The following is a 15,244-nucleotide window of genomic DNA, read 5'->3' as shown; positions in this document are numbered from 1 at the left end:
CTCCCCTCAGGCCGCACGCACGCCGAGCGCTTCCGCGGAGAGGCCGAGAAGGATGCGGTCCCCCTCCAGCCGCACGGGTGCGGTACGGGCGCAGGCCTTCTCCTCCCCGCCCGCCTCGCCGGTCGCGAGGTCGAAGACCATGTTGTGCAGCGGGCAGGTCACGGCCCGGCCATGCACGATGCCCTGGGCCAGCGGCCCGCCCTTGTGCGGGCAGGCATTGTAGAGGGCGTAGACCTCATCCGCCGCCGTGCGGAACACGGCGATCTCCCCGTCCCGCGTGGTGACGGTGCGGGCCCCGCGGGGCGGGATGTCGGCCAGGGCGCCGATGGCGATCCAGGTGACGGGCGTGGTCATTCCGCGGCCTCCAGGATGGAAAGGTTGGCAAGGGGCTTGAACTCGTGCGCGTCCACGCCGCGCACCCGCTCCGCCCAGGGATCGACCTGCGCGAACTGCTGGGAGTAGACGAAGCGGTCGTAGAGGGCGCGGCGGCGCTCCGCATCCTCGACGATCTGGGCGCGGATCATGTCGGTGCCGACGCGCTTGGCCCATTTGTAGATGCGCTCCAGATAGCGCCCCTGCTCGCGGTAGAGCTGGGTCAGGGCGGCGGCATACTCCATCACCTCGGCCTCCGTCTTCACATGGCAGAGGACCTCGGTGCCCTTGATCTCCAGCCCCGCGGCACCGGCGAAGTGCAGCTCGTAGCCGCTGTCCACGCAGATGACGCCGATATCCTTGCAGGTGGCCTCGGCACAGTTGCGGGGGCAGCCGCTGACCGCCAGCTTCAGCTTGGCCGGGGTCCAGGAGCCCCAGAGGAACTTCTCCAGCTTGATGCCGAGCCCGGTGCTGTCCTGGGTGCCGAAGCGGCACCATTCCTTGCCCACGCAGGTTTTCACCGTGCGCAGCCCCTTGGCATAGGCATGGCCGCTGACCAGCCCGGCCGCGTTCAGATCGGCCCAGACGTGGAGCAGATCCTCCTTGCGGACACCCAGCAGGTCGATGCGCTGCCCGCCGGTAACCTTGACGCTGGGGATGTTGTACTTGTCCGCCACGTCGGCGATGGCGCGCAGCTCCTTGGCGCTGGTCATGCCGCCCCACATGCGCGGAACCACCGAGTAGGTGCCGTCCTTCTGGATGTTCGCGTGCAGGCGCTCATTGACGAAGCGGGACTGCTGGTCGTCCTGGTACTCTCCGGGCCAGGTGGACAGCAGGTAGTAGTTCAGCGCCGGTCGGCACTTGGCGCAGCCGCAACTGGTCTTCCACTCCAAGGCCTGCATCACGGCCTGCATGCTCTTCAGCTCCTGCGCCACGATCAGGCGGCGGACCTCGTCATGGCCGTAATGGGTGCAGGCGCAGACCGGCTGGACGGCGGCCGGCTTGTAGGCGTCGCCCAGCGTCAGGCCGAGCAGCTTTTCCACCAGCCCGGTGCAGGACCCGCAGGAGGCGGAGGCCTTGGTGGCGGCGCGCACGCCATCCACATCGGTCAGGCCCTTGGCGGTGATGGCGGTGACGATCTTGCCCTTGCAGACGCCGTTGCAGCCGCAGATCTCTGCCTCATCCGGCAAGGCTGCAACGGCCGCCATAGGGTCGAGGGGGGCGCCCCCCGCATAGCTCTGGCCGAAGATCAGGGTTTCGCGCAGGTCGGAAATGTCTGTGCCGGAGCGCAGCAGGTCGAAGAACCAGGGGCCGTCCGCCGTGTCGCCATACAGCACCACGCCGACGATGCGGTTGTCCTGGATCACCAGCCGCTTGTAGACGCCGCGGGTGGCGTCGCGCAGCACGATCTCCTCCCGCCCCTTGCCCTCGGCGAAGTCGCCGGCGGAGAAGAGGTCGATGCCGGTGACCTTCAGCTTGGTGGAGGTGACGGAGCCGGTATAGGCCCCGCCCGCGTCCCCCGCCAGCCGCCCGGCCAGCACCTTGCCCATCTCATAGAGCGGCGCGACGAGGCCGTAGCACTGGCCGCGATGCTCCACGCATTCGCCGACGGAGAAGATGTCCGGATCGCTGGTGCCCAGCGCGTCATCCACCAGCACGCCGCGGTTCACCTCGATCCCCGCCGCCTTGGCAAGCCCGGTGCTGGGGCGGATGCCGACGGCCATGACCACGATGTCGGCGGGGATTTCCCGCCCGTCATCCAGCCGCACGCCTTCCACCTTCGCTGTTCCGGTGATGGCGTGGGTGTTGGCGCGGGTGATGACGTCGATGCCGCGAGCCTTGATCGCCTGCTCCAGCAGATGGCCGGCGGCCTGGTCGAGCTGGCGTTCCATCAGGGTGGGCATCAGATGCAGGACGGTGACCTCCATCCCCTGCGCCTTCAGCCCGGCCGCGGCCTCCAACCCCAGCAGCCCGCCGCCAATCACCACGGCGCGGCGTCCCGGCGTTCCGGCCACGGCCAGCATGGCCTCCACATCGTCCAGGTCGCGGTAGGTCAGCACGCCGGGCAGATCCCGGCCCGGCACCGGAATGATGAAGGGGTCGGAGCCGGTGGCGAGCAGCAGCTTGTCGTAATGCATCTGCGTGCCGTCCGCCGCCGTGACGGTCTTGGCCGCCCGGTCGATGGCGGTGACCTTCCTGCCGGCCAGCAGGGTCACGCCATTCTGGCGGTACCAGTCCTCGTCATGGATCAGGATGTCCTGGTACTGCTTCTCCCCCGACAGGACCGGGGACAGCATGATGCGGTTGTAGTTCACCCGCGGCTCGGCGCCGAAGATGGTCACGTCGTACTTGCCGGGGGCGCGCTCGAACAGCTCCTCCAGCACGCGGCCGGCGGCCATGCCGTTGCCGATGACGACGAGACGCTCTTTGCGGATGGGTCCATGCATGACTCTGGTCTCCTCAGGCGGCGGCGCTGGCGGGCGCGTGCCGCTCGTACAGGAAGCGCAGCACCTCGGTGCGGGCGCGCACATAAGCGGGATTGTCCGCCAGCTCCAGCCGGCGGCGCGGGCGGGGAAGGTCGACGGTCAGGACCTGACCGATGGTGGCGGCGGGGCCGTTTGTCATCATCACGATGCGGTCGGACAGCAGCACCGCCTCGTCCACATCGTGGGTGATCATGATGACGGTGGTGTTCAGCCGGGCCTGGATCTCCATGGTCGTGTCCTGGAGATGGGCGCGGGTCAGCGCGTCCAGGGCGCCGAACGGCTCATCCATCAGCAGGACCTTGGGCTCCATGGCCAGGGCGCGGGCGATGCCGACGCGCTGCTTCATGCCGCCGGACAGCTCGTCCGGACGCTTCTTTGCCGCATGCTCCATATGGACGAGGCGGAGATTGTGCAGCGTCCAGTCGTGCCGCTCCTCCTTGGACTTGGTGCGCCCGAACACCTTGTCGACGCCCAGGCGGACATTCTCGTAGGCGGTCAGCCAGGGCAGCAGGGAGTGGTTCTGGAACACCACGGCCCGGTCGGGTCCGGGCTCGTCCACCTCCCGCCCGTCCAGGATCACCCCGCCGCCGGTGCAGCGGTTCAGGCCCGCCACGATGTTCAGCAGGGTGGACTTGCCGCAGCCGGAATGGCCGATGATGGAAACGAACTCGCCCTTGTCGATGCCGAGGTTGACGCCCTTCACGGCGCAGAAGCGGTTGCTCCCCACGGTGAAGTGCATGTCGACATTCTCGAGCGACAGATAGGGGGTGGTCATGGCGGCCCTCCTCAATTTGCGGTGCGGCCGCCGACGCGGACGGCGATGAGGGCGATGGCGCGGTCCAGCATGAAGCCGACCAGGCCGACATAGATCAGGGCCAGGATGATCTCGCTCATCAGCGAGCTGTTCCAGGCATCCCAGATGAAGAAGCCGATGCCGACGCCGCCGATCAGCATCTCCGCCGCGACGATGGCCAGCCAGGACAGGCCGATGCCGATCTTCAGCCCGGTGAAGATGTAGGGCACCGTGGCCGGCAGCATGATCTTGAAGAAATATTCCGGCGGCGACAGGCGCAGCACGCGGGCCACGTTGACATAGTCCTTGGGAATCTGCCGGATGCCGACCGCGGTGTTCAGGATGATCGGCCACACCGCCGTGATGAAGATCACGAAGATGGCGGAAGGGTCGGCCTGCTGGAACGCGGCCAGGGAGATCGGCAGCCAAGCCAGCGGCGGCACGGTGCGCAGCACCTGGAACATCGGGTCCAGCCCGCGCTGGGCCAGGCTGGACTGCCCGATCAGAACGCCCAGCGCGATGCCGGCCACGGCCGCCAGGCTGAACCCGATGGCGACGCGCTGCAGGCTGGCGGAGAGGTGCCAGAACATCCCCTTGTCGGTGCCGCCATTGTCGAAGAAGGGATCGACGATCAGCTCCCACGTATCGGTGAGCACCTGGGAGGGCGGCGGCAGCGCCGCACCCTCGCCGCTGCACAGCAGCTCCCACAGCCCCAGCACCAGAAGCAGGGCGACGGCGGGCGGCACGATGGCGGAGGCCGCGCTACGGGCAGCGCCGCCAAGGCGGGCCGGGATGCTGGCGCGGGGCGGCGCCGGCAGCGGGTGGACCACCGCCTCGGCGCGGCGCGGCTGGGCGGCGGCTTCGTCGCCGGAGAGGTCGAGCTTGGTCAGTGCGGTCATGGCTGACGATCCCCTCAGGCGACGCGCTTGATGGACAGGGCGGCGAGATAGGCGGACGGGTTCTCCGGATCGAAGACGGCTCCGTCGTAGAAGGTCTCCTTCCCGCGGGAGGTGCCTTCCGGCATGTCCGCGGCGGCGACGCCGATGGCGGCGGCGGCCTCGCGCCACATCGCCTCCCCGTTCACCTCCTCGATCAGCGCCTTGGCGTCCAGATCGGCGGGCATGTAGCCCCAGCGCTGGTTCTCGGTCAGGAACCAGAGATCATGGCTGCGGAAAGGGTAGGAGGCGTGGTCGCGCCAGAACTTCATCAGATGCGGGCTGTCCTCCACGACCCGGCCGTTGCCGTAGTCGAAGGTGCCCTGCGCCCGGCCGACGATGTCCTTGACGGGAACCTTGAACCATTCCCGCTTTCCGACGATCTCGCACATCTCCTCCTTGTTCTCGTCCTTGTCGCACCATTGCTGGGCTTCGAGGACGGCCATCAGGAGGGCCTTGGCGGCCATGGGATGCTTGTCGATCCAGTCGGCGCGCATGCCCAGGCTCTTCTCCGGATGCTTGCTCCACAGCTCGCCCGTGGTCAGCGCCGTGTAGCCGATGTTCTGGTTCACGAGCTGGGCGTTCCAGGGCTCGCCGACGCAGAAGGCCTCCATGGTGTCGACCTTCATGTTGGCGACCATCTGCGGCGGCGGCACGACGATGGTGGAGACGTCGCGGTCCGGATCGACGCCGTTGGCCGCCAGCCAGTAGCGCAGCCACAGATCGTGGGTGCCGCCGGGGAAGGTCATGGCGCATTTGACCTCCTTGCCCGCCGCCTTCTGCTTGGCGAACTCGGCCTTCAGCGCGCCGGCGTCCAGCCCGACGCCCAGCTCGCTGTAGCGGCGGTGGACGGAGATGCCCTGGCCGTCGGTGTTCAGCCGGGCCAGGATGCGCATGGAAAGCTTGTTGTTGTTCTTGGTGACCTTGCCGGCGCTGATCAGATACGGCATGGGCGTCAGGATATGCGCCCCGTCGATGCCGCCGGCAGCGCCGCCGAGTTCCAGATTGTCGCGGGTGGTGCCCCAGGAGGCCTGCTTCTGCACCTCCACATCCGGCAAGCCGTATTTGGCGAACAGCCCCTTCTCCTTGGCGATGATCAGGGGGGAGCTGTCGGTCAGGGCGATGAATCCCAGAATGGCCTTGGTGGTTTCCGGCGCGTCGGCCGTGGCGGCCCAGGCGCCCGCCGGCAAGGCGGCGCGGGCGGCGGCGATCACCGCGGCAGCGCCGGCGAGGCGCGTGGTGGCGGACAGCAGGCCGCGCCGCGACAGCGGTGCGGACGGAGCCGACGGGGAGATAGCGGACCCGGCCTGGACGGCTTTGGGCGGGGCGGCGTCAGGGAACTTTGTCATGGCATGCTCCTCTGGCTCGGGCCAAAAAAAAGCCGCTGATCGTTTCCCGGCGCAGTGGTTGCGCGGGAACGGTCAGCGGCGTCGCTAATGGCCCCTCGTCGGGCCCTATGTTCGGTGCCGGGCTACGTCGCCTGGCGTTCCCCTATCAGCAAGAGGCGTGCCAACTCCGGAGCGGGCTGGATTCCCTGGAACTCTGCGGGTTTCAGGGCACTGCCGGGAATCAGCGATTTCGCAGATGCGAGGATTCTAGGCGCACGCACCATGCAGATGCCCGCTTTTCAGGCACTTGCGGCATTTGCCTGCGCACTAGGCATTCCGCTTGTGAATGGCGAAGCCGGCGATGTAGCGCTCCACATCGTCGGGGTCGAATTCCAGCCCGTCGAAGAAGCCGTCCGGCCCCAGCACCATCCGCCCGGTGGAGGAGGCGACCGGCGTCGGCGCCTTCAGCGCGCCCTCCACCTTCATGCTGGCATTGGGCAGCGCCACGCCTTCCGGCCCCAGCACCCGGCGGTAGATGTCCGGCCGGTAGGTGCGCCGGGCGCGGTCCTGGTTTTCCGCGGTCTCGGCCGTCTGGCCCCAGCGGACCATCTGGCTGTAGATCCACAAGGCATGGCTCTGCCACGGGAAGGTGGCGGCGGAGCGTTCGAACAGCAGGAAGTCGGCCACTTCCACCGGCTCCCCTCCCCGCTCCAGCACCAGCCGGTGGGACAAGGCGCGGCCGATGATCCCGGCATCCACGCCCAGATAGCGGGGATCGGCCAGCAAGGCGGCCAGCTCCTCCCGGTTCGCGGCATCCTCGGCCCAGGCCGCTGCCTTGACCAGAGCGCGCAGCAGGGCGGCCAGCGTTTCCGGCGCCTGCTCCGCCCAGTCGGCGCGGACGGACAGCACCTTCTCCGGACCCTGCCGCCAGAGCGCCGCCTTGGTGGTGATGATCCGGCCCACCCCGGCCTCCACCGCCAGGCTGTTCCAGGGCTCCCCCACGCAGAAGGCGTCCACCTGCCCCGCGGCCATGGCGTCGGCCATGAAGGGCGGCGGCACCACCACCAGCCGCACATCCTCGTCCGGGTCCACCCCGGCCGCAGCCAGCCAGTAGCGCAGCTCGTAATTATGCGCGCTGAAGGGATGCACCATGCCAATGGTCGGCGGCGGCCTCCCAGCGGCAGACCGTGCGCGCACGACAGCGGCCAGGGCCTCCCCCATCCCACGCGGATCGGTGCCGGACAGCTCCCCCCCGGCGGCCGCCTTCATCTCCGCCCACAAAGCCGTGGAGGCGGTGATGGCGTTGCCGCCAAGATTCAGCACCAGCGGCACCGACATGGGCGTGTGGAGCGAGCCGATGCGCAGATTTGCGGATACCGGCATCGGGGCCAGCATGTGCGCCGCATCGAAATGGCCCAGCACCAGCCGGTCGCGGATATTGGCCCAGGAGGTTTCCCGCACCAGATTGAGCCGCAGCCCCTCCGCCGCGGCGAAGCCCCGTTCATGCGCCACCACCAGCGGCGTGCAGTCCACCAGCGGGATGAAGCCGATACGCAGCTCCCGCGCGCCGTCCGGGCCGGCCATTGTCCTGTCCTCCGGGGCTGTGCCGTCCATACTTCACTTACCCCAGCAATTTTGCGGCTGTCACGACGCTTTGGGCAATGTCGATGATGCGGCGGTTGTCGCTCATCGCCAGACGGCGCAGGGCGGCGTAGGCTTCCTCCTCCGACATCTTGCGGGTCTTCATCAGGATGCCCTTGGCGCGCTCGATCACCTTGCGCTCGGCCAGCTCGTTGCGGGCCTTCTCCAGCTCGTCCTGAAGGCGGCTGAAGGCGTTGAAGCGGCTGATCGCCATGTCGACGATGGGTTTGATCCGCTCCTTCCTCAGCCCGTCCACCACATAGGCGGAGACGCCGGCATCCACCGCCGCCTGGATCATGGAGCTGTCGGAGCGGTCCACGAACATGGCGACCGGCCGGGCCACGACACGGGAGACCTGGAACATCTGCTCCAGCACGTCGCGGCTGGGATTCTCCAGGTCGATGATGACCACGTCGGGGGCGAGGTCAACCAACTGGCGCAGCAGGTTGGTGGTGTCGGAAATCAGCGTGACCTGGCTGATCCCGGCGGAGACGAGCCCCTCCTCCAGGATCGCCGCCCGCATCTGATTCTCATCGACAATGGCGACGGAAAGCCCGGCGTTCTGCATGTGCGAAGGATGACATCAGCCTCGCCGCGGCGCAACATGACGAGCGGCGTCCGGCCTCAATCCTTCTTGAGACCATTCGCCGCTCTTCTGACCCAGTCCGCCGTCAGGTCCGGGGCCGTGACCGGCAGCATATGGCCGCCCTCCACCAGCTCGAGCTCCAGGCCCGGAACCTTGTCCTTCATGGCGGCGCCATGCGCCTGCCAGTCCAGCACCCGGTCGCCACGCCCATAGAGGATGCGGACCGGCAGCGTGATGGCGGGATAGCGCTCCACCAACGACGGCAGGTCGATATTGATCGACACCATGTCGGTGGAGGCGGCGTAGAAGGCCCCCGGCCGCAGCCCCAGCAGCCCGCCCCCCGCCGTCGCGAAATCCGCCGGCGGCTTGTCCGGGCCGAACACGAAGTCCAGCACCTGGTCGCGCTTCATGATCGCCGCCGGCGTCGCCAGTGTCCAGGACACTATCCGCCGGGCCAGCTTGGACTCGATGGCGAGCCCCTTGAACGAGGCCGGCACCGCCTGCTGCACATGGGTCAGCGGGGCGATCAGCGCCAAGCCGCCGATGCAGTCCGGATGGTCCAGCGCCACGGCCAGCGCAATAGCCCCGCCCAGCGAATGCCCGACCAGCAGCGGCTTCTCCAACCCCAGCGCACGGATGAACCCGGCGATGATATCGCCCTGCGCCCGCAGGCTGGCCGAGGCCGTGGCAGGCCGGGTCGAGTAGCCGGAACCGGGCCGGTCCACCAGGATGACCCGGAAGTCGCCCGCCAGCCGGTCCAGCAGGGAATGGCTGAAATTCCCCATCTGCCCGCCGAGGCCATGGACCATGACGATGGCCGGCCCCGTCCCGCGGTCCAGATAGTGGAGGCGGGCGCCATCGACCTCGATGAACTGCCCCTGCGGCGGCATGGCCTTTTCGATCCGGCGCGCCGTCATGCCCGTGAACATGGCAAGCCCGCCGAAAACCGCACCGACGGCGGCGGCTCCGATCACCAGGGGGGTCATGCTTTCGGCCTCATCTTCTCCAGGAGCTTCCAATAGGTGACGGGCTTCAAGCGCTCGATCACCGATACGATCTTGGCATCGTTGCCGACCAGCACGCGCGCCTGCCGGCGCTCGATCCCCGTCACGATGATCTCCCCCGCCTTTTCCGGCGGCAGGGTCAGCATCTTATCCGATTCCGCCCGGCGGCGTTCGACTTCCTCCGCCGGCACATCCTTGGGCGCCCGGGCATTCTTGGCGATGGAGGTGGCGACCCCGCCGGGATGCACCACCGTTACCCCGATATGCGTTCCCTCCAGCTCATGCCGCAGCGCCTGGGAAAAACCGCGCACCGCGAACTTGCTGGCGGAATAGGCGCTCTGGCCCGGCGGGGCGATGATGCCGTAGATGCTGGACAGATTCACCAGCCGCGCATCGTCGCTGGCCCGCAGCAGGGGCAGGAAGGCGCGGGTCATCCGCACCACGCCCCAGAAATTGATCTCGAACAGCCACTCGAAATCGGCTTCACCGACCTGCTCGAAGGTGCCGCCGATGGCCACGCCTGCATTGTTCACCAGGATGTCGACGCCGGGATGGGCGGCCCGCACCGAATCCGGAAATGCCGCGACCGCTGCCCGGTCGGACACGTCCAGCCGGTGGCGGCTGATCCGCACCCCGTTCCCGGCCAGCCGGGCCGTTTCCTCAAGCCCGGCCTCGTTCAGATCGGCCAGCGCCAAATTGCAGCCGCGCCGGGCCAGCGATATCGCGATGGCCCGCCCGATCCCGCTCGCCGCACCGGTGATGACCGCCGTGCGGCCCTGAACCTTCATCATGTTGGTCATCCGCCGCTCCCCGCGCCTCAAGCGGCGCGCCTCCCCGGGGCGGTGCGGCCGAACTCCAGGCTGCCATCCTCCACGGTGCCATAGCGCAGCGCCGCCATGTCGAGCGCATAGTTCTGGTTGAGCCGCCATGGCTTGCGGGTGCCCTGCTTGGGCAGGATGGAGCTGGCCCGCTGCACATAGCCGGAGTTGAGATTGATCGCCGGCTCCACCTCCAGCCCCTGCGCCGGGCGGCGCGGCACGCACCAGGCATAGCCCCGCGCATCCATGTGCTTCAGCAGGCGGCAGACATATTCCGATGTCAGCTCGCATTTCAGCGTCCAGGAGGCGTTGGTGTAACCGATGGCCGCCGCCAGATTGGGAATGTCGCTGAACATCATGCCCTTGTAGGTCAGGGTGTTCGGCATCTCCACCGGCCTGCCATCCACCTCCATCCGCATGCCGCCCATCATCTTCAGCTTGAGGCCGGTGGCCGTCACGACGACGTCGGCATCGAGCTGCCCGCCGGAGCGGAGCCGGAGTCCCGTCTCGGTGAAGCTGTCGATCTGGTCGGTCACCACCGACGCCTTGCCGTCCCGGATCGATTTGAACAAATCGGCATCGGGAACCAGGCAGAGCCGCTGGTCCCACGGATTGTAGCTGGGCGTGAAGTGCTTCTCCACATCATGGCCGGGCCCCAGATGCGCCTGCACCCCCTTCAGGATCATGCGCTTCACGAGGTCGGGCTTGAAGCGGGAGATGTTGTAGAAATACATGCTGAGCAGCACGTTCTTCCACCGCGCCATGCGGTGGGCCGGCCCGGACGGCAGCCGCTTCTGCAGCCAGAGCGCCATCTTGTCCTCCCCTGGCCGCGCCACGATGTAGGTGGGGGAGCGCTGGAGCATGGTGACATGGGCGGCCCGCTTCGCCATCTCCGGCACCAGCGTCACCGCCGTGGCCCCGCTCCCGATCACCACCACCCGCTTGCCGCTGTAGTCCAGCTCCTCCGGCCATTTCTGGGGATGCACGATGCGTCCGCCGAACCGCTCCATGCCGTCCCAGCCGGGCATGTAGCCCTCGTCGTAATCGTAGTAGCCGCTGCACACATAAAGGAAGTTGCAGGTGAAGCGGGCCGGGGCGTTGTCCGGCCCGACCTCGGCCTGCACGGTCCAGAGCGCATCGGCCGTGCTCCAGGACGCGTGCGTGACGCGGTGGCCGAAGCGGATCTTCCGGTCGATGCCGTGCTCCGCCGCCGTCTCACGGACATAGTCCCGGATGGAAGGCCCGTCGGCGAAGGCCTTGCCGCCCAGCCAGGGGCGGAAGCTGTAGCCCAGCGTGTACATGTCGGAGTCCGACCGAATGCCGGGATAGCGGAACAGGTCCCAGGTCCCGCCGATCGTGTGCCGCCCCTCCAGGATCGCGTAGCTCCTGTTCGGGCATTCGGTCTGAAGATAGTAGCCGGCCCCGATGCCGGACAGGCCGGCCCCGACGATCAGCACGTCGAAATGCTGTACGCCGCCCGGAGCGCCCGGCGCTTCTGCCGGCGACTCCGCCGCGGCGCTTCCAACAGCCATGTCCATGCGATGCCTCCCCGATGCTGCGCGGCTCCCGGCTTCTGCGGGCAATGCGCCCCGTCCGGTTGCCCGCGTGATGGACTGGTCCAGCCTTGGCTGGCATACTCGAAGCCTAAGGTGCTTACCTTAGGCACGTCAACAGGTGTTCACCTTAGACGATGATGCTCCTTGGGATAGGAGCCGGAAGGAAGAGGGCCGGTGTATGGCGGAAGAAGCGGAATCCAAGCGGCGGCCGAAGACGCGCACGCGGATTCTCACCATCTGCCAGGAGCTGTTCAACGAGCGCGGGGCCGCCGACGTGACGACGGCGGAAATTGCCGCCGCCGTCGGGATCAACGAGGGCAACCTCTACTACCACTTCCAACGCAAGGAGCAGATCCTGGAGGCGCTGTTCGAAGCGTTCGAGCAGGCCCTGCGCGATGTGGCGACCGCTGACCTGGACTATGGCGACGATCCCCGCCGCTATACCGACTATCTGCGCGGCTGGTTCAACCTGATGTGGGAATGGCGTTTCTTCTACCGCGACGGCGGGGCCGTCTGCCGCCTGGCCCCTTCCCTCCGCTCCCGCCTCAAGGTCCTGTCCGATGACGGGCAGGACCAGATCAGGCGGGCGCTGGACGGCATGAAAGCCGCCGGCCTGATCCGTGCGACGCCGGAGGAGACGGAGCGGCTGATGGTCAATGCCTGGATCGTCTCCACCTACTGGATCGACTATCTCCGCTCCCGCCACGGCATGTCCGACATCACGCGCCAGCATGTGGACTGGGGGGCCGCGCAGGTGATGAGCCTGTTCCTGCCCTACACCACGCCGGCCGGACTGGCGCTGGCAGGCATCGGCCCGCCGCCGATGCGCGAATAGCGCATTCCGCGCGATTGGGAGCATCTGTAGGGAACCATAAGGTGGTTCTCGCGTGTTGCCCTCTGCTTGCGTTCACAATCGCGCAATGAAGGATGGAGGGCACGGTGACCCTGGAAATCGACGTCGTCACCACGCTGGTCCTTGCCATCATCGTGCTGATGATCGGCCGGGCGTTGATTTCCCGGATCGGCTTCCTCAGCCGCTACAATATTCCTGAGCCTGTGGTGGGCGGCCTGCTTGCCGCATGCGTGATCACCGCCCTGCACATCTGGGCGGGGGCGCAGATCACCTTCGACATGTCGCTGCAGACGCCGCTGATGCTGGCCTTCTTCGCCACCATCGGGCTCAGCGCCGATCTCCGCTCCCTGGTGCAGGGCGGTCGGGCGGTGGTGATCTTCCTGCTGGTCGTTGTTGTGATGCTCCTCTTGCAGAACGCCGTTGGCGTTGCCGTGGCGATGAGCATGGATCTGCATCCGCTGGCGGGCCTTCTGGCCGGCTCCATCACCATGTCCGGCGGCCACGGTACAGGTGCGGCCTATGCCACCCGCTTCAGCGAGGTGGACGGCGTTCAGGGCGCCATGGAGATCGCCATGGCCTGCGCCACCTTCGGGCTGGTGCTGGGCGGATTGCTCGGCGGTCCATTGGCCCAGAAATTGATCACGCGGCATCGTCTGGCGCCGGCTGCCGACACGCATGAGACCGGCGCCCCGGGTGAGCTGGAGAGCGGCATGCGACGGGCGCTCAGCCCGGAATCCTTCCTGGAGACCCTGCTCCTCATCCTCGCCTGCATCATGATCGGGTCCTGGCTGGGCAAGGCCTTCACCAACCCCTACCTCACGCTGCCCACCTTCGTGTGGACCCTGTTCACCGGTGTCCTCCTGCGCAATGTGCTCAGCCTCGGCAGGCTGCGGCATATCGACGACGACACGGTGGAGCTGCTGGGCACGGTCTCGCTCTCGCTGTTCCTGGCCATGGCGCTGATCGCGCTCCGCCTCTGGGAACTGGTGGCCCTGGCCCTGCCGATCCTCGCCATCCTGGCGGCCCAGGTGGTGGCGATCGCGATCTATGTCTACTTCGTCACCTTCCGGGTCATGGGGAAGAACTATGACGCAGCCGTGATGTCGGCCGGCCATGTCGGCTTCGGCATGGGGGCGACCCCGACCGCCATCGCCAACATGCAGGCGCTCACCGCCCGCTACGGCCCCTCGCGCCAAGCCTTCCTCATCATTCCGGTGGTGGGGGCATTCCTGATCGACCTTGCGAACGCCCTGGTGATCCAGGGCTTCATGAGCCTTCCCATGTTCGGCTTCTGACCGGGGAGAGTGCCATGGCGCGCAGACTGGCCCACCTCTTCATCCTCCTCCTGGCGCTCATCCCGCTCAGCGCTTGTGAGCGCACGCCGACGGAGGAACAGGTCCGGGAAACCGTCCAATCCCAGTTGCAGGGCGCGTTCCCGGAACCGGTGCTGGAGATCGAGGCCTTCTCCCGCCTCGGCAGCAGCCCGTTGCCGGACGAGCCGGACGGAACCGCCCGGAAGATTGTCTACTACAACGCCCAGCTCCGTCTCCTCCGGGACTATTCCTTCAATGACTGGGAGTCCCTGAACCCCGCCTCGCTGGCCCAGATCCTGGGCGCCGCCGAACGGGGGGTGGAGGGGATCGAGCGCGACGGCAACAAGGCCGGCGACCAGTTGCGCGTGCGCGGGTCGGTCACGTTCCAACAGGCCGAGGATGGGAACTGGCAGCCAACGGTCTTCGTCCCGCCGCCGTTGCAGCAGCCGCCCGCGCTGGACAATACCGGCCCGCCGGCCGTCGCCCGCGGCTTGGTCGACCAGATCATGGGCATGTTCGAGGGGCCGCCCCCCGGCATGGCCAGCGAGGCGCGGGCCATCATCACGCAGGAGCTCCATCAGGCCTACCAGCAGATCACCCTGCGCATGGACCGGTTGCAGCGCAGCTTCGTCATTGCCGGCGGTCCGGCGGGCGGCGAATATGATCTCATTGCCACGACGACGGCGGACTTCATCGCCGCTGGCGGCCTGCGCTCCACGGCTGTCGCCACCGCCGGCAGCGTGGAGAATCTCGGTCTCCTCCGCGACGGTTCGGCCGATGTCGTCCTGGTCCAGAACGACATCGCCGCCATGGCGGCGCAGGGAGCAGGCCTGTTCCAGCAGGCCGGCCCGTTCCCGGAATTGCGGGCCCTGGCCAGCCTCTTCCCGGAGGCCGTTCATGTGGTCGTGCCTGCGGACAGCCCGATCCAGGCAGTGGGCGATCTCCGTGGTAAGCGCGTCAGCGTCGGCCTTCCGGCCTCCGGCTCACGCCTGACGGCCCTTTCCGTGCTTCAAGCCCACGGCTTGGCGCCGGAGGATCTGGGGGAAATGGCGGAAATCGGTCCGGTCGAGGCTGCGGAGGCCCTGGCTGCCGGCCGGATCGACGCCCTGATCGGCGTCATCCACGCGCCGGCCCAACTGTTCCAGCAATTGTCGGCCCGTCCGGGGATCAGGCTGGTGCCGCTGGACCGGGACGCCGTCGCCGCCATGGCCGGGGAGAATCCCAGCCTCGTTCCGCTCACCCTGCCCGCCGGCACATATCCCAGGCAGGCGCAGCCGGTACCGACGATGGCCGTCACCGCCCTGCTGGCCACCCGCGCCTCCATGCCCGAGGTGGAGGTGAGGACGCTGCTCTCCACCATGATGGGGGAGATCAACTATGTCGCTGCCGGCAGTTCCGCCGGATCGGCGATATCCATGCACAGGGCCCGCACGGGCCTGTCCATCCCCCTGCATCCGGCGGCGGAGCTTTTCCTGAACGGCACTCCGCCAGAACCGGTCGAGCCGGTTGCGGAGGAGTGAGGGATCTGTGGGACCCCAAACGCACTTTGCCCCGCTGGC

Annotated in this window: 13 protein-coding genes; 3 read left to right on the top strand and 10 right to left on the bottom strand. The window is 67.8% G+C overall.

Annotated features, from left to right (window positions below):
• Positions 1-6: 6 nt before the first annotated feature.
• From nirD to DOL89_RS02310, 10 genes are all read right to left on the bottom strand, one after another.
• Entirely contained in the window at positions 7-354 is a 348-nt protein-coding gene (gene nirD, locus DOL89_RS02355) for a nitrite reductase small subunit NirD (RefSeq protein ID WP_119677700.1), read from the bottom strand.
• Positions 351-2,819, bottom strand: a complete 2,469-nt coding sequence (nirB, locus tag DOL89_RS02350) for a nitrite reductase large subunit NirB (protein ID WP_119677699.1) — start codon at positions 2,817-2,819, stop codon at positions 351-353. Before nirB ends, nirD begins: the two co-directional genes overlap by 4 nt.
• 13 nt (positions 2,820-2,832) lie before the next feature.
• Positions 2,833-3,633 (bottom strand): ABC transporter ATP-binding protein, encoded by an 801-nt coding sequence (locus DOL89_RS02345; protein WP_119677698.1) that lies wholly within the window; start codon positions 3,631-3,633, stop codon positions 2,833-2,835.
• A gap of 11 nt (positions 3,634-3,644) precedes the next feature.
• Positions 3,645-4,550, bottom strand: a complete 906-nt coding sequence (gene ntrB, locus DOL89_RS02340; RefSeq protein ID WP_119677697.1) for a nitrate ABC transporter permease — start codon at positions 4,548-4,550, stop codon at positions 3,645-3,647.
• Between the two features lie 14 nt (positions 4,551-4,564).
• Positions 4,565-5,935, bottom strand: coding sequence for a CmpA/NrtA family ABC transporter substrate-binding protein (locus DOL89_RS02335; RefSeq protein ID WP_119677696.1), 1,371 nt, complete (start codon positions 5,933-5,935; stop codon positions 4,565-4,567).
• A 306-nt stretch (positions 5,936-6,241) separates the two neighbouring features.
• A complete protein-coding gene (locus DOL89_RS02330) occupies positions 6,242-7,498 on the bottom strand; it encodes a CmpA/NrtA family ABC transporter substrate-binding protein (protein ID WP_119677695.1) in 1,257 nt (418 codons plus the stop codon).
• A 37-nt stretch (positions 7,499-7,535) separates the two neighbouring features.
• The gene (locus DOL89_RS02325) at positions 7,536-8,123 is read right to left on the bottom strand and encodes an ANTAR domain-containing response regulator (RefSeq protein WP_119677694.1); all 588 of its coding nucleotides are present in this window, start codon (positions 8,121-8,123) and stop codon (positions 7,536-7,538) included.
• A 56-nt stretch (positions 8,124-8,179) separates the two neighbouring features.
• The gene (locus tag DOL89_RS02320; protein ID WP_119677693.1) at positions 8,180-9,127 is read right to left on the bottom strand and encodes an alpha/beta fold hydrolase; all 948 of its coding nucleotides are present in this window, start codon (positions 9,125-9,127) and stop codon (positions 8,180-8,182) included.
• The gene (locus tag DOL89_RS02315; protein ID WP_205574620.1) at positions 9,124-9,945 is read right to left on the bottom strand and encodes an SDR family NAD(P)-dependent oxidoreductase; all 822 of its coding nucleotides are present in this window, start codon (positions 9,943-9,945) and stop codon (positions 9,124-9,126) included. The genes DOL89_RS02320 and DOL89_RS02315 overlap by 4 nt, the downstream gene beginning before the upstream one ends.
• A gap of 17 nt (positions 9,946-9,962) precedes the next feature.
• A complete protein-coding gene (locus tag DOL89_RS02310) occupies positions 9,963-11,501 on the bottom strand; it encodes a flavin-containing monooxygenase (protein ID WP_119677692.1) in 1,539 nt (512 codons plus the stop codon).
• A gap of 196 nt (positions 11,502-11,697) precedes the next feature.
• Between DOL89_RS02310 and DOL89_RS02305 the strand changes: the two genes are divergently transcribed.
• The 3 genes from DOL89_RS02305 to DOL89_RS02295 all read left to right on the top strand — a co-directional run bounded on the left by DOL89_RS02305 (position 11,698) and on the right by DOL89_RS02295 (position 15,205).
• Positions 11,698-12,354: a TetR/AcrR family transcriptional regulator gene (locus DOL89_RS02305; RefSeq protein WP_119677691.1), complete on the top strand. Its 657-nt coding sequence runs from the start codon at positions 11,698-11,700 to the stop codon at positions 12,352-12,354.
• A gap of 104 nt (positions 12,355-12,458) precedes the next feature.
• Entirely contained in the window at positions 12,459-13,667 is a 1,209-nt protein-coding gene (gene gltS / locus DOL89_RS02300) for a sodium/glutamate symporter (protein ID WP_162937276.1), read from the top strand.
• A 14-nt stretch (positions 13,668-13,681) separates the two neighbouring features.
• Positions 13,682-15,205 (top strand): TAXI family TRAP transporter solute-binding subunit, encoded by a 1,524-nt coding sequence (locus tag DOL89_RS02295; RefSeq protein ID WP_119677689.1) that lies wholly within the window; start codon positions 13,682-13,684, stop codon positions 15,203-15,205.
• Positions 15,206-15,244: the final 39 nt, after the last annotated feature.

It is taken from the genome of Indioceanicola profundi, from assembly GCF_003568845.1.
Taxonomy (GTDB): domain Bacteria; phylum Pseudomonadota; class Alphaproteobacteria; order Azospirillales; family Azospirillaceae; genus Indioceanicola; species Indioceanicola profundi.
Note: the sequence above shows the minus strand (reverse complement) of the source record. Positions and strands in the feature narration are given on the sequence as shown.

Coding starts and splice junctions, on each gene's coding strand:
- DOL89_RS02345 (WP_119677698.1), bottom strand. CDS start 3,633: ATGACCACCCCCTATCTGTCGCTCGAGAATGTCGACATGCACTTCACC.
- nirB (WP_119677699.1), bottom strand. CDS start 2,819: ATGCATGGACCCATCCGCAAAGAGCGTCTCGTCGTCATCGGCAACGGC.
- DOL89_RS02330 (WP_119677695.1), bottom strand. CDS start 7,498: ATGGCCGGCCCGGACGGCGCGCGGGAGCTGCGTATCGGCTTCATCCCG.
- DOL89_RS02305 (WP_119677691.1), top strand. CDS start 11,698: ATGGCGGAAGAAGCGGAATCCAAGCGGCGGCCGAAGACGCGCACGCGG.
- DOL89_RS02320 (WP_119677693.1), bottom strand. CDS start 9,127: ATGACCCCCCTGGTGATCGGAGCCGCCGCCGTCGGTGCGGTTTTCGGC.
- ntrB (WP_119677697.1), bottom strand. CDS start 4,550: ATGACCGCACTGACCAAGCTCGACCTCTCCGGCGACGAAGCCGCCGCC.
- DOL89_RS02315 (WP_205574620.1), bottom strand. CDS start 9,945: ATGACCAACATGATGAAGGTTCAGGGCCGCACGGCGGTCATCACCGGT.
- DOL89_RS02325 (WP_119677694.1), bottom strand. CDS start 8,123: ATGCAGAACGCCGGGCTTTCCGTCGCCATTGTCGATGAGAATCAGATG.
- nirD (WP_119677700.1), bottom strand. CDS start 354: ATGACCACGCCCGTCACCTGGATCGCCATCGGCGCCCTGGCCGACATC.
- DOL89_RS02295 (WP_119677689.1), top strand. CDS start 13,682: ATGGCGCGCAGACTGGCCCACCTCTTCATCCTCCTCCTGGCGCTCATC.
- DOL89_RS02310 (WP_119677692.1), bottom strand. CDS start 11,501: ATGGACATGGCTGTTGGAAGCGCCGCGGCGGAGTCGCCGGCAGAAGCG.
- DOL89_RS02335 (WP_119677696.1), bottom strand. CDS start 5,935: ATGACAAAGTTCCCTGACGCCGCCCCGCCCAAAGCCGTCCAGGCCGGG.